Source organism: Nitratireductor sp. CH_MIT9313-5 (assembly GCF_037029545.1).
GTDB lineage: Bacteria > Pseudomonadota > Alphaproteobacteria > Rhizobiales > Rhizobiaceae > Chelativorans.
Genome location: NZ_JAYMER010000014.1, coordinates 1 through 13,731, shown reverse-complemented (window position 1 = coordinate 13,731; position 13,731 = coordinate 1). Strand labels below are relative to the sequence as shown.

Below are 13,731 nucleotides of genomic sequence, written 5' to 3'. Positions count from 1 at the left end.
GGGCGTCTTGCAAGAGGATCAGCTGTCGGGACCGACACGCACGACGAGCTTGCCGAAATTCTCGCCTTTCAACATACCGTAAAGTGCCTGCGGGGCTTTCTCCAGCCCTTCCACCATGTCTTCGCGATACTTGATCTTTCCTTCCTTCAGCCAGGCCTGCATGACCTTCTGGAATTCGGGGAACTTGTGGCCGAAGGTGTCGAAGATGATAAAGCCCTGCACGCGCAGCTTCTGCGTGAGGATCGTGCCGAGGATCAGCGGGGAGCGATCGGGGCCTTCTGGCAGCGAGGTCGCATTATACTGCGCAACCAGGCCACAGACAGGGATGCGGCCATGAGGATTCATTAGCGGGAGAACCGCGTCGAAGACCGCACCGCCCACATTCTCGAAATAGACATCGATGCCGTCAGGGCATGCTTCCTTGAGTGCTACCTTCAGATCACCTTCACGGCGATCGATACAGGCGTCGAAACCTAGCTCCTCGATGGCATAACGACATTTTTCCTCGCCGCCTGCGATACCCACAACGCGGCAGCCTTTAAGCTTGGCGATCTGGCCGACCGTCGCGCCGACCGGTCCGGTTGCAGCGGCGACCACCACGGTCTCCCCTGCCTTCGGCTCGCCAATAAATTCAAGCCCAGCCCAGGCAGTGAAGCCCGGCATGCCGAGGATTCCAAGCGCCCAGGAGGGGTTCGGTGTGTCGGCTCCCAGATTGATGACGCCCTCGCCATTGGTGATGCTGTAATCCTGCCAGCCGCCCTGGGAGAGCACCCAGTCGCCCTCGTTGAAGCGCTTGTTCTTCGAGGTCACGACGCGCGAGACGGTGCCGCCAACCATGGTGTCGCCGATTTCAACGGGGTTGGCATAGGACTTCGCGGCACTCATGCGTCCGCGCATATAGGGATCGAGCGAAAGATAGACAGTGCGCAGCAGCACCTCGCCATCGCCGGGCTGGGGGATGCTCGCCTCTTCCAGACGAAGCGTGTTGTCGTTCGGCTCGCCCTTTGGGCGTTCGTTCAAAACAATCCGGCGGTTCTTGTCGGAACTCTGCATGAAATCTCTTCCGCTAAAAATGAAGTTGAGACATCCCAACTATGCACTTTCGGCGCGATTTGAAGGGCCAGCGCGAAGAACCCGGTTCAAAAAAATTCAAGCCGGCCCTCGAGATGAGGACCGGCCTGAAAAAGTTCGCACGTTCAGAACTGTTTATCCGGCCTTGGCCAGCGCCTGCTCCAGATCGGCGATGATGTCGTCGGCGTTCTCGATGCCGATGGAAAGACGGATCACGTCATTTCCGGCACCTGCCGCTTCGCGCTGCTCTTCGGTGAGCTGGCGGTGGGTGGTGGAAGCCGGGTGAATGACGAGCGACTTGGTGTCGCCGATATTGGCCAGGTGGGAGAAGAGCTCGACACCTTCGACGAATTTCACGCCAGACTCGAAACCGCCCTTCAGACCGAAGGTGAAGACCGCACCTGCGCCCTTGGGTGAGTATTTCTTCATCAGGTCGTGGTTCGGATCATCTTCCAGACCGGGATAGGACACCCAGGCCACGCTTGGCTGATCCTTGAGCCATTTGGCGACCTTCAGCGCATTGTCGCAATGGCGCTGCATGCGCAAGGGAAGCGTCTCGATGCCAGTCAAAAGCATGAAGGCATTGAAGGGCGAGATCGCGGGACCAAAGTCGCGCAGGCCAAGCACGCGCGCAGCGATGGCGAAGGCGAAATTGCCGAAGGTCTCGTGCAGCTTGACACCGTTATATTCGGGCCGCGGCTCGGAGAGCATCGGATAGTTGCCGGACTTCGACCAGTCAAAGGTTCCGCCATCGACCAGAATGCCCCCCATGGAGTTGCCGTGGCCGCCCATGAATTTGGTCAGCGAATGCACGACGATGTCCGCGCCATGCTCGATGGGGCGAATGAGATATGGCGTGGCCATGGTGTTGTCGACGATCAGCGGCAGGCCGTGCTTGCGGGCAACTGCAGAGATTGCATCGAGATCGACGAAGGTGCCGCCTGGATTGGCGAGGCTTTCAACGAAGATCGCTCGGGTGCGCTCGTCAATCTGACTTTCAAAGCTCGACATGTCCTGCGGGTCGGCCCAACGCACCTGCCAGCCGAAATTCTTGAAGGCATGGCCGAACTGGTTGATCGAACCGCCATAAAGTCGCTTAGCGGCGATGAAGTTGTCACCCGACTGCATCAGATTGTGGAAGACGAGAAGCTGTGCGCCGTGGCCGGAGGCGGTGGCCAGTGCTGCCGTGCCACCCTCAAGGGCTGCTACACGCTCTTCCAGAACCGCCTGGGTCGGGTTCATGATGCGGGTGTAGATATTGCCGAAGGCCTTGAGCCCGAAGAGCGAGGCCGCGTGTTCCACGTCGTCAAACACATAGGAGCTTGTTTGATAGATTGGCGTGGCGCGAGCGCCGGTGGTGGGATCAGGTGCCGCACCTGCATGAACGGCGAGAGTTTCAAAACCGGGCGTGCGGTCACTCATGATACATCCTCCTTGGGAACAATTTGCGGCCATCAATACAGAGGCGCCGCGTGCAGGCAAAGAAGATTTGTCCAATTTCCAGAGGTCCGGCGAAACAAGATTGCTCGCCGGGACCGCGACGAGCCGCTAGCGCGGGCGGAGGCCGAAGCTCTGGAAGCCTTTGCGCAGCAACGGCTTCTTCGAGGAAATGACGCGGCTGTTGATGCCGTTCCAGCCAATCTCGCCGGAAAGCCGCGCATATTCGATCTTCGGACAGCGATCCATCACGACCTGAATGCCGGCCTCTTCCAGACGTGCAGCCGAAGCATCGTCCCGCACGGACAACTGCATCCAGACGACTTTGGGCAGCGGATCGAGTGCGAGCACCTCCTCGGCGATGCCCGGCACCGCACTTGAGGTGCGGAAGATGTCGACCATGTCGATCGGCTCGGGAATGTCTGCCAGACTGGCATAGGTCAGCGCGCCCGCGATTTCGCCGCCGGCATGTCCCGGATTGACGGGAAAGACCGTGTAGCCCTTGTCCATCATGTATTTGGTCACAAAGAAGCTCGGCCGCACATCCTTGGGCGAAGCGCCAACAACGGCTATCGTCCTCACGCTTCGCAGGATCTCGCTGATATAGCCGTCAGTGTAGTTGTCGTGGTTCATCTGCTAACGCTTAAATCCGAAATGATGACCGAGATACTCGAAAAGTTGCTCAGCGGCTTTCGCGTCAAACTGTAGCGACTGACTAACCTTATTGGGCATCTCGCGGCTATCGCGACCGAATGTATCGATCTGAATAAGCTTTCGGCCATCCTTCTCGAAAAGATACAGGCCGGCATCAACTGGGTCATGAAGCTGAACCCGATCCCGCTGTTTCAGTTCTATATTTTCTACACGTGCCATTTACTCGCCTTTCCATTCCGGCTTGCGCTTCTCGATGAAAGCGCCGATGCCCTCTTCCGCGTCGCGGGCCAGCATGTTTTCGACCATCACGCGGGCGGTGTATTCATAGGCCTCGCCCAAGCTCATTTCCACCTGCTCATAGAATGCTTCCTTCCCGATCTTGAGTGTCAAAGGTGATTTGGAAGCAATGGTTTGCGCGAATTTCATCGCAGTTTGATTCACCTCGTCGGGCGCGACGACGCGGTTGACGAGGCCAAAGGCATGGGCAGTCTCAGCATCGATCATCTCGCCGGTGAGCAGCATTTCCATGGCCTGTTTTCGCGAGACATTGCGGGAGAGCGCGACCATGGGCGTGGAGCAGAACAAGCCGATATTGACGCCCGGCGTGGCGAAGCGCGCGCCGCTTCCCGCCACTGCGAGGTCGCAGGAGGCGACAAGCTGGCAACCGGCTGCCGTCGCCACGCCGCCAACTGCGGCAATAACCGGCTTGGGATGGCGCACGATGGTCTGCATGAGCCTTGAGCAGAGGCCCATGGTGCGCGCGAAGAATTCGCGGCCGCGATCTTCATCCGCGCGATGCGCCGTCATCTCCTTCAGGTCATGACCGGCACAAAAGACCTTGCCTTCATGCGTTATGATGATGGCCCGCACCGCGTCGTTGTCGCGCGCCCTTTCCAAGGCACCTTGCAGCGCTTCCATCATGGCTATGGACAGCGCATTGGCGGGCGGGTTGTTGAGCGTGAGGATGAGCGTTGCATCCTCCTGCCGCGCCTCGACAAGGCTGATGGCTTTACCTGATGGGGTTTCGGCAAGCTGAGCCATTGGCTTCTCCTCCTCCAAAGCTTGAGCGGAGGCTAGCATGGGCCGCACACCGGTTTACAGGGCGAGCAAGGCTCTTTTCTTGGCACAGCCGCAGTGCCAGAATTGAGCGTGAGTGCGAGTGGAGGAGGCAACGCATGGACCAGAAGGTCAAGCAAGGCAGCACGATGACACCGGTGATGAATGCCGAAGAAGTCAACGCCTATCTGTGCGAGGTCTATCCGCAGCTCAATCACGAGCATTCCGAATATCGTGCGGTTGATGTATGGCCTGGTGGCTGTCTGGTGCGACTACAGGCCAGCGACCGCCATCTGCGCCCGGGCGGCACGGTCTCCGGCCCTTCCCTGTTCACGCTTGCCGATATTGGCGGTTATGTCTGCGCGCTCTCGCATATCGGCCGCAAGGCGCTGACGGTGACCACAAATCTGAACATCAATTTCATGCGGAAAGCGCCAGCAGGTGACATTGATGGCCGATGCTCGATCCTGAAGCTGGGGCGCAGCCTGATGGTGTTCGATGTGGCCATTTCCGTTTCGGGAAACAGTGACCTGGTGGCCCATGCCACCGGCACTTACGCGATTCCGCCTCAAAAATAGTGTGGTATTATTTTACCTCTTTTCTAATCTGTTGTTTTCGTTGATTGTTTTTGTCGCCGGGTCGTTTTTCGTGAATTGACTTGTTCGCTCCCGCTCTCTATAAGCCGCGCAGACTTCAGGTCCTGCATCTGGGGTTCATTCGAGGGCCTTTGAGCCATCGGTTGAAGCAACAAGAAACGCTCGAGCCACAAGGTTCGGGTCCAAGAGATTGGAAAACATCATGAAAACCTTCTCGCAGAAGCCTGCGGAGGTGGAGAAGAAGTGGGTATTGATCGACGCTGAAGGTCTCGTCGTCGGTCGTCTCGCCTCCATCGTCGCCAACCGCCTGCGCGGCAAGCACAAGCCTACTTTCACGCCTCACGTCGACGATGGTGACAATGTCATCATCATCAATGCCGACAAGGTCGTGCTGACGGGCCGCAAATACGACAACAAGAAGTATTACTGGCACACCGGTCATCCCGGCGGCATCAAGGAGCGCACGGCGCGCGACATTCTCGAAGGCCGCTTCCCGGAGCGCGTTGTCGAGAAGGCCATCGAGCGCATGATCCCGCGCGGTCCGCTTGGCCGTCGCCAGATGAAGAATCTGCGCGTTTACGCAGGTGCCGATCATCCGCACACCGCACAGCAGCCCGAGAAGCTCGACGTGGCTTCGCTGAGCAAGAAGAATGTAAGGGTCAAGGTCTATGGCTGAAATCAACTCGCTCCAGGATCTGGGGGCAGCAACGCAGGCAGCCCAGACCGAAACTGAATCCGCACCGGTGCATGTCCAGAAGCTCGACGCTCAGGGCCGCGCCTATGCAACGGGCAAGCGCAAGAACGCGATCGCTCGCGTTTGGGTCAAGCCGGGCTCCGGCAAGATCACCGTGAACGGCAAGGAATTTGCTGCCTATTTCGCACGTCCGGTTCTGCAGATGATCCTGCAGCAGCCGATCGTTGCAGCCAACCGCAACGGCCAGTACGACATTGTCGCTACCGTTGTTGGTGGCGGTCTCTCCGGTCAGGCCGGTGCTGTTCGTCACGGCATCTCCAAGGCCCTCACCTACTACGAGCCGGAGCTTCGCCCGGTTCTGAAGAAGGGTGGCTTCCTGACCCGCGACAGCCGTGTGGTCGAGCGTAAGAAGTACGGTCGCGCCAAGGCACGTCGTTCCTTCCAGTTCTCCAAGCGCTAAGCGTTACGGAAAACTCTGCAGTTTCGAGAAAGCGGGCCTTCGGGTCCGCTTTTTCTTTTTGGTCTTCCGAGAAAGTCTACTCAGCGGGCGTGGAGCTTTGTGCCGGCGACCTTGCGTTGATGCGCGCCAGTCGCATGACCAGACGGCGCCCCGGCTCTTCGACAAGATGGTAGAGAATTGCCGATGCGACGATGGTTGCGGGTATCGCGACGCCGGCCATAACCCACTGCAGGCCCGGATAGGGCTGAAGATAGCCACTCACGAGCTTGACCAGGAAGTGAATGGCATAGACGTGAACGAGATAGACCGAGTAGGACCAGTCGCCGATCCGGCGCAGCCATTCAATACGAGCGCTGAAGATGCCCAGGGCACCAGCCACGATCATGGCAGCAGGCACACCCCAAAGAAGAGACCGAAGGTCAGGCTCTACCGGGGCAAATTGCAGAGCGATCAGTGCCACTCCCACAAGGAACACCACAAGTGCCAGGAGAAACGGCAGTCTCCCGCGCTTGAAGGCAATGTGATAGACAAGGATGCCGAGCGCAAATTCCAGGATGATCGGGTCGAGGTAAAAGCGCGCGAGCAGCGCGTCGCTGTCCATCACGACACCCAGCCCCACGAGCATCGCCAGCATGACAATAACGCTGAACAGCGTCCGGTCCTTGAAGACGCGCAAGGCAATCATCACCAGGAGATAGAAGAACATCTCGTAATTGAGGGTCCAGCCGAGGATCAGTATCGGTGCGTTGCGCCCTCCCCCGCTGTCAAAAGGCAGAAAGAAGAGCGATGTGAGAAGATGCAGCGGATTGGCAGTGGTGCTGTTGAGAAGCTGGGGTGCTGCGAGCGCGACGGCAAAGAGCAGCAGTGTCAGCAGGTAGTAGAGCGGCGCGATACGCGCGAAGCGGCGCAGCATGAAGCGGTCGGCGGGGTCTGAACGCTTGGCTGCGATCATGGCCATGATGAAGCCGCTCAACACGAAGAAGATGTCGACGCCTACCGCGCCCCTGGCGAAAGAAATCAGGGATCGGGTCTCATCATGCAGCGCAATGACCAGATGGTAGAACACGACCAGAAAGGCTGCACCGGCACGCAGATATTGTACGGCATAGATCGTTGTGTCCCTGCCCGCACGCATATCAACAGGATCTTGGCTAGGCTTCAAAAGACTCTACTTCCCCTGCATTCTATGCCAAATCAGGCGCATCTGGTGGCCAAAGCCCCCGATATCGGCTGCCACACAAGGCGAACAGTCTAAGCGCCAATTCCTAACGATTGGCTTTGAGGTTCTGGCAGTGCAATAGAGGCTGCATCACACAGTTAACGGAGCGCGGATAATGCCCTCTCAGTCCATCGACAACGCCTTCACCGCCCGCAATCTGACGGGTGGTGCCAGCGACCCGACCTATGCGGGCGCGCTTTCCTTCATGCGTCGCAAGTTCTCCAAGAACCTCAAGGGGGCGGAAGCTGTTGTGTGGGGACTGCCCTTCGATTCCGCTGTCTCCAACCGCCCCGGTTCGCGGTTTGGTCCGCAGGCCATTCGCCGCGCGTCGGCCATCTTCGACAATGACCCGCAATATCCGTTCCATCGAGATCTTTTCGAAGACCTTGCGGTGATCGACTATGGCGACTGCCTGTTCGATTACGGTTATCCGCAGCGCGCGCATGGACAGATCCGGCGCGAGGCCGACAAGATCCTGCGTTCCGGAGCCTTCCTCCTCTCGCTGGGCGGAGATCATTCCGTCACCTGGCCGCTCCTGCAGGCGCACAAGGAAAAGCATGGCAAGCTGGCGCTGATCCAGTTCGACGCCCATCAGGACACCTGGCCCGATGACGGCAAAAGGGTCGATCACGGGTCCTTCGTGCTGCGTGCGGTGCGCGAGGATGTCATCGACGCCGGCCGCTCCATCCAGATCGGCATCCGCACCCATGCCCCGGAAGATTGCGGCATCCGCATCCTCCACGGCTATGACGTGGAAGAGATGCGCGCGCAGGAGATCGCTGACCAGATCATCGCCCATGTGGGCGAGGTGCCGGCCTATGTCACCTTCGATATCGACTGCCTTGATCCCGCCTATGCTCCGGGCACGGGAACGCCGGTTGCGGGCGGCCCCTCTTCGGCGAAGATCCTGTCGGTCCTGCGCAGGCTTGGGCCAGTGAACATGGTTGGCGCCGATATCGTGGAAGTGGCCCCCGCCTATGACCATGCCGACATGACGGCGATTGCGGGCGCATCCGTGGCGCAGCACTATCTCGGCCTTCTTGCGGAAAAGAAGGCCCGCTAACTGCTTCGCGAACCGATTCAGCGCCTTGATGGATTGATTCCGCTTTGCGCTTCATCCATCTGATTTCAGATTCTTTTCTTCGGCTTGAGACATGACTGCAAAAATCTTCATCGACGGCGAACACGGCACCACTGGCCTTCAGATCCGCTCGCGGCTCGAAGGCCGCAAGGACATCGAGATCATCTCGGTGCCGGTGGAACGGCGGAAGAACAAGGATGCGCGCGCGGAATATCTGGACAAGGCCGACATCGCGATCCTGTGCCTCCCCGATGATGCTGCGCGCGAGAGCGTTTCACTTATCCCGAATGACACGACCCGCGTCATTGATGCCTCGACCGCCCATCGCGTCGCCGATGGGTGGACATATGGCTTTGCCGAGATGGACGAGGCGCAGGCCAAGGCCATTGCAGCCGCACGCTTCGTCGCCAATCCCGGCTGCTGGCCGCAGGGGCCGATTGCGATGCTTCGCCCGCTCCTGAAGGCAGGACTTCTGCCGAAGGACTATCCCGTCACGATCAATGGCGTCACCGGCTATTCCGGCGGCGGGCGTCAGATGATGGAAGACTATGAGGCCAAGGGCGACGCCGCACCGCGGTACCTGCCTTACGGGCTGACGCTCAATCACAAGCATCTGCCCGAGATCAAGACCTATACCGGCCTGGATAATGACGTGATCATGCAGCCGGTGATCGGCAATTTCGCGCAAGGCATGCTGACGGCGATCCCGCTACAGCTCGGCCAGCTCGATCACGCGCCTTCGGGCAAGGACATCCATGCCGCCCTCGAGGCGCACTACGGCAAGTTGGAAAACAGCGCCGTGGAAGTCGCGCCCCTCGAAGAGCTGGAGCGCTCCCCTGCCCTCGACCCGCAGTCGCTCAACGACACGAACAATATGCGCATCCATGTCTTTGCCAATGACGCGCGCAAGCAGGCGGTGCTGATCGCCGTCTATGACAATCTCGGAAAGGGTGCCTCGGGCGCTGCCGTTCAGAACATGGACCTGATGCTTGGCCGCGTAGGCTAGGTTATCAGGACCGTGTCATGACCGCATGCTCGGGCGGATAGGCGCCCTTGCATGCACGCCAATGGGCAGCGGCGAAGCCGAGCACGACCAGCGCCATGCCCTGATGCACCAGTGCCCAGCCGAGCGGCACGACCATCACAAGCGTAATGATACCGACGAGCGCCTGTGCGACCACCAGAAGTGCCAGAACGACTGCCCGACGAGAGTGGGTTGAGCCTGCCTCTGCGGCCCAAGCCTGATAGACATGGACAAGCGCCAGAGCCAGCACCGTATAGGCACCAATGCGGTGGATGAACTGCACCGTCTTCGGGTTTTCGAACGGATTGATCCAGAAGGGTGACTGGACGAACAGACCGCCCGGCACCACGGCTCCGTCCATCAGCGGCCAGGTATTGTAGGTAAAACCGGCATCCAGGCCCGCCACCAACCCGCCGAGATAGATCTGGATGAGCACGGCCACGATCATCCAGCCTGCGAATTTGCGCGTGCTGTCGCCGGATGTGCCGCCCGAATGCGGTGCAAGCCCGCGCGCGATCACCATCGTCACGAGGAAAATCAGGCAGGCAATGGTGAGGTGGGTGGCGAGCCGGTACTGGCTGACATCAACACGGTCCACCAGTCCGGAAGCCACCATCCACCAGCCAACCGCGCCCTGCAGTCCGCCGAGTGCCAGAAGCCCCACGAGCTTTGGCTTCAGATGGCTCTCCAGACGCCCCGTAAACCAGAAGAAGGCCAGCGGCAGCGCGAAGACGAAGCCGACGCCGCGCGCCAGGAAGCGATGTGCCCATTCCCACCAGAAGATGGTCTTGAACTCGTCCAGGCTCATGCCCTTGTTGATCTGCTGGTATTCCGGGATCTGCCGGTATTTCTCGAACTCTTCCTGCCATTCAGCTCCGCTTAAGGGCGGGATCACACCGTGGATGGGTTTCCATTCAGTGATGGAGAGGCCGGAATCGGTCAAGCGGGTGGCGCCGCCGACGACAACGAGGGCGAAAATCATGACGAGGACGACGTAAAGCCAGGACCTGACAAGGAACCGGTTCCTTTCGGCCTTGAGCATCTTTTCGGCTGGTCCTGAAGTCGTTTCCATGCTTGCCATGACGTAAGATCGTCCCCTGCTTGCCTGCCGGTTTATTGAACCAGCGGCCTCTTGCGCGCAAGGGAACACGTAGCGTGACATGCAGTCGCGGTTGCGAATGGTTCAAATTCATATCATAGGAACCACACCGCAAGAGTAGAAAGGGTCCGGCACCTTGCCCGTAAGGCTGAAGAAATTCATTGGCATGATCGCGCTGATCGCGCTCGTTGTTCTCTACGCGCTGATCTCGACGGCGTTTGCTGTTGCCGTTCTCGCCGACAAGAGTGCCTGGACGCATCTGGCCTTCTATCTGGTCAGTGGCCTTATGTGGATATTGCCGGCCATGTGGATCATCAAGTGGATGGAAACTTCAAAGCGGCGCGAGAGCGAATAGGAAGGCTTGTTCATTTTTCGCTGCTATGATCGCCCAGGTAATCATGTTCAGGGGCAACGGTGATGGCGGCAGCCGGTTCTGGCGAGAACAGGTCGAGGCAAAGTGCAGCGAAGGAACGCCGCCTTGGCGTGACGCTTCATCCCGCTGACGAAGAAGGGCTGAGGCTGTACCGCGCGGCTGCATCCGCACTGACCTACGCTCCGCCGCAATCGCCCGAATGGACGGAGAGTTTTCTCTCAGTTGACGAAGCCGAAGGCCTGATCGCCATCTTTCGCGACGGAGACGAGCCGATTGCTGCCGTCGCACTTGAAATCATCCGCAGTCACCGCATTGTAACGGCACGCTTTCCCGGCGGCAGCCATGCCAATGGCAATTTCATGCCCTGCCACCGGGAACTCAGCGGCAATGGCGTGCTTCTCACCATGCTTGAGGCAGCGCTTGCCGACCATACCGCACGCATCGACATGCTTTCGCTTGAACGCCAGCGCGAGACGCTGGAGGGCGTGCGCAATCCTTTCTTGACGGCTGACGCATCGGCCAGCGCCGATGTTGCACTTGCGGTCGATCTGACTGGCGGGATCGACAAGGTCCTTTCGGGAAGTACGGGCAAACGCAAACGCAAAAAGCATCGCTCGCAAAGGCGCAAGCTTGAGGCCGCTGGCGGTTATCGCCGGTTCACGGCAGCCAGTGACGCGCAAGTTGAGCGGTTGCTCAATGCATTTTTCCGCATGAAGGCCGAGCGGTTCGGAAAACTTGGTATCAGGAATGTTTTCGAAGAAGCGCGGGTTCAGCAAGCGTTTCTCCAGCTCTTCAAGAGCGGTCTTGGCAGCACTCCGCCACGTTTTCAGCTTGATGGTCTGGAAGTGGATGGCAGGCTTCGCGCGGTTACCGGCTCAAGCCGCACTGAAACCGGCATCATCTGTGAGTTTTCCAGCTTTCTCGAAGACGATCTGGTCCATGCGAGCCCGGGAGACTTTCTGTTCCACGAGAACATCCTGGCAGCCTGCGAGGAAGGGCTTGCGCTCTACGATTTCAGCGTCGGGGACGAGTTCTACAAACGGCAGTGGTGCGATGTGGAACGACGCTATCGCGATCTCTTTATCGGCCTGACGGGCAAGGGCAAGGCGCTCGCGCGCAGCAAGCAGGTGTCAGCCGGGTTGAAACGCCGCCTGAAATCCAGCCCCGCAGCCATGCGGACATTCAAGAAGCTTCGCAGCCTTACGGGCAACTGACCGCGCTTCAAGCCACCGTGCGTCCCGGTGGAACGGATTCCGGCTCATGGCCGACCGGCGAGACCAGAACCGGGCTGCCAAAGCCCTCTTCCCTCAAGGCCTCTGCCGTCTCTTCGATGGCTTCGTCTTCCGGATCAATCAGGCTGACGAATATCTGCGTGTTGTCATCGGCAAGACGTTCGATGCCAGCGGCGTCGGTCACACCACATTCGACCAGAACGATCTCATAAGCCGTCGTCAGCGAATTCATGATCAGCGGCAGACGATCAATGCCTGAAAGTGCCCGCGCAGGATCAGCTGTGCCAATCGGAATGACATGACAGTCGGAATAGAGATCTGCGTGGATGATATCCGCGAACTGTGCCTCGGCAGCCAGTATATTGGTAATGCCGGCATAGGAGGTGGTTTCCAGCATTGGTCGCGAGGCGGCACCTGTCGAAGTAAGGTCGATCAGGAGGACACGCAGGCCGGTGTCGGCGATCTCACGCGCCACCAGAACCGCGGCAGCGGCGGCCTCGTCCCCTTCCGGTGAAATGAACAGCGCCCGCGTGACGCCGTTGGCAACAAGCCGGTCAGCGGCCTTTTCGATATCGAGGGCCGTCAGCCCGGCCGGTGTGGTCGGCACCTGCGTTGCCGGCTCCATTTCGAGCGGGCGCGGTGCAGGTGGCAGCTCTGGCGAAGGTGCAGCCGGTTTTGCCGCATCGGTCGCGGCAGAGGCCGCCATCGGTGCATCGGCCTCGCCCGGCACATAGGCTGGACGCATGGCACGACCGCTGAAGAGTTCGCGCAACAGAAGAACAATCGCGCCGACGAGCAGTGCCGCAACAAATGCAGCGATGGTCAGCGGCAGCACCTTCGGGAAATAGGCCTCCTGTGGGACAATCGCGCGGGAGAATATGCGCGCATCCACGGGCAGAAGATCGCGGTCGCGACGTGCCGAGGCTTCGCGGTAGCGGGTGAGATAGGATTCCAGCAGTTCGCGCTGTGCAGCGGCTTCACGCTCCAGGGCGCGCAATTCCACCTGCTCTTCGTCTGCGCGGGCGCTTTCGGCCTTCAGGCGGTTCAACTCGGCTGTCAGATCCTCTTCGCGCTGACGCGCTGTTTCGGCCCGCGTTTCAAGGCCGGTGATGATCTTGCGGATTTCGGAACTGATCTGCGCATCAAGGTCGGAGAGCTGCGATTGCAGCGCACGGATACGCGGATGATTGCCGAGAAGCGTGGTGGAGAGGTCAGCAATCTGCGCCTGCAGATCGACCTGCCGTTCACGAAGGCGCTCGACCAGACCCGATTCAAGAACATCAGGCAGCGTGTCGAGCGAACCGCCGCTTGAGAGGGCGCGACGGGCTGCCTCCGCATCGGCCTCGGCAGCGGCACGAGCAGCGCGCGCACGCGACAATTCGCTGGAGATTTCGGAAAGCTGCTGGGTTGCGAGAACGGTGTTGTTCTGGCCAATCAGAAGGTCGGATTCAGCCCGGTAGCGGGCGACACGTTCTTCGGCCTCGCGGACGCGCTCGCGCAGATCGGCAATTTCCGGTTCAAGCCATTCGGTTGCGTCCGCATTGGACTGCTGGCGGGCTTCGCGCTGATTTTCCAGATAAGCGTCGGCGATGGCATTGGGAATTGCCGCGGCCAGACGCGGGTCTTCCGAAGAAAAGCTGATGACGATGACGTGTCCGTCGTCAGAGGTTTTGAGCAGTTCGGCGGCCTGATCTAGTGGAGGCTCTGGCTCATCAGGGTTTTCATCTTAAGCGGC

The 13,731-nt window shown here is 59.6% G+C and carries 15 protein-coding genes; 7 read left to right on the top strand and 8 right to left on the bottom strand.

The window, feature by feature from the left end; genetic code table 11:
• Positions 1-18 precede the first annotated feature (18 nt).
• The 5 genes from WA367_RS07585 to WA367_RS07565 form a co-directional block, all read right to left on the bottom strand.
• Entirely contained in the window at positions 19-1,053 is a 1,035-nt protein-coding gene (locus WA367_RS07585) for an NADP-dependent oxidoreductase (RefSeq protein WP_336056195.1), read from the bottom strand.
• A 153-nt stretch (positions 1,054-1,206) separates the two neighbouring features.
• Entirely contained in the window at positions 1,207-2,493 is a 1,287-nt protein-coding gene (locus tag WA367_RS07580; RefSeq protein ID WP_336056194.1) for an O-acetylhomoserine aminocarboxypropyltransferase, read from the bottom strand.
• 126 nt (positions 2,494-2,619) lie between these two features.
• A complete protein-coding gene (locus tag WA367_RS07575; RefSeq protein ID WP_336056193.1) occupies positions 2,620-3,141 on the bottom strand; it encodes a CoA-binding protein in 522 nt (173 codons plus the stop codon).
• A gap of 3 nt (positions 3,142-3,144) precedes the next feature.
• A complete protein-coding gene (locus WA367_RS07570; protein ID WP_336056192.1) occupies positions 3,145-3,381 on the bottom strand; it encodes a methionyl-tRNA formyltransferase in 237 nt (78 codons plus the stop codon).
• Entirely contained in the window at positions 3,382-4,203 is an 822-nt protein-coding gene (locus WA367_RS07565; RefSeq protein ID WP_336056191.1) for an enoyl-CoA hydratase, read from the bottom strand.
• A 134-nt stretch (positions 4,204-4,337) separates the two neighbouring features.
• Between WA367_RS07565 and WA367_RS07560 the strand changes: the two genes are divergently transcribed.
• From WA367_RS07560 to rpsI, 3 genes are all read left to right on the top strand, one after another.
• On the top strand, positions 4,338-4,796 hold the full coding sequence (locus tag WA367_RS07560) for a PaaI family thioesterase (RefSeq protein ID WP_336056190.1): 459 nt from the start codon (positions 4,338-4,340) through the stop codon (positions 4,794-4,796).
• 220 nt (positions 4,797-5,016) lie between these two features.
• Entirely contained in the window at positions 5,017-5,490 is a 474-nt protein-coding gene (rplM, locus tag WA367_RS07555) for a 50S ribosomal protein L13 (RefSeq protein WP_036481229.1), read from the top strand.
• On the top strand, positions 5,483-5,968 hold the full coding sequence (gene rpsI, locus WA367_RS07550; protein WP_036481232.1) for a 30S ribosomal protein S9: 486 nt from the start codon (positions 5,483-5,485) through the stop codon (positions 5,966-5,968). Before rplM ends, rpsI begins: the two co-directional genes overlap by 8 nt.
• A 76-nt stretch (positions 5,969-6,044) precedes the next feature.
• Here the strand turns inward: rpsI and WA367_RS07545 are convergent, their stop codons facing one another.
• Entirely contained in the window at positions 6,045-7,103 is a 1,059-nt protein-coding gene (locus tag WA367_RS07545) for an acyltransferase family protein (protein WP_336056189.1), read from the bottom strand.
• Positions 7,104-7,302: 199 nt separating this feature from the next.
• On the opposite strand from WA367_RS07545, the gene speB reads away from it, so the two are divergent.
• Both speB and argC read left to right on the top strand, forming a co-directional pair.
• Positions 7,303-8,250: an agmatinase gene (gene speB, locus WA367_RS07540; RefSeq protein ID WP_336056188.1), complete on the top strand. Its 948-nt coding sequence runs from the start codon at positions 7,303-7,305 to the stop codon at positions 8,248-8,250.
• 91 nt (positions 8,251-8,341) lie between these two features.
• Entirely contained in the window at positions 8,342-9,274 is a 933-nt protein-coding gene (gene argC / locus WA367_RS07535) for an N-acetyl-gamma-glutamyl-phosphate reductase (RefSeq protein ID WP_336056187.1), read from the top strand.
• 4 nt (positions 9,275-9,278) lie between these two features.
• On the opposite strand, the gene WA367_RS07530 is transcribed toward argC, so the two are convergent.
• Complete coding sequence (locus WA367_RS07530) at positions 9,279-10,373, bottom strand: COX15/CtaA family protein (protein ID WP_336056186.1); 1,095 nt, start codon at positions 10,371-10,373, stop codon at positions 9,279-9,281.
• A 154-nt stretch (positions 10,374-10,527) separates the two neighbouring features.
• On the opposite strand from WA367_RS07530, the gene WA367_RS07525 reads away from it, so the two are divergent.
• Both WA367_RS07525 and WA367_RS07520 read left to right on the top strand, forming a co-directional pair.
• Complete coding sequence (locus WA367_RS07525; protein ID WP_081871113.1) at positions 10,528-10,746, top strand: DUF2842 domain-containing protein; 219 nt, start codon at positions 10,528-10,530, stop codon at positions 10,744-10,746.
• Positions 10,747-10,808: 62 nt separating this feature from the next.
• Entirely contained in the window at positions 10,809-11,978 is a 1,170-nt protein-coding gene (locus tag WA367_RS07520) for a GNAT family N-acetyltransferase (protein WP_336056185.1), read from the top strand.
• A 7-nt stretch (positions 11,979-11,985) separates the two neighbouring features.
• Here the strand turns inward: WA367_RS07520 and WA367_RS07515 are convergent, their stop codons facing one another.
• Positions 11,986-13,374, bottom strand: coding sequence for a GumC family protein (locus WA367_RS07515; protein WP_336056184.1), 1,389 nt, complete (start codon positions 13,372-13,374; stop codon positions 11,986-11,988).
• Positions 13,375-13,731 lie beyond the last annotated feature (357 nt).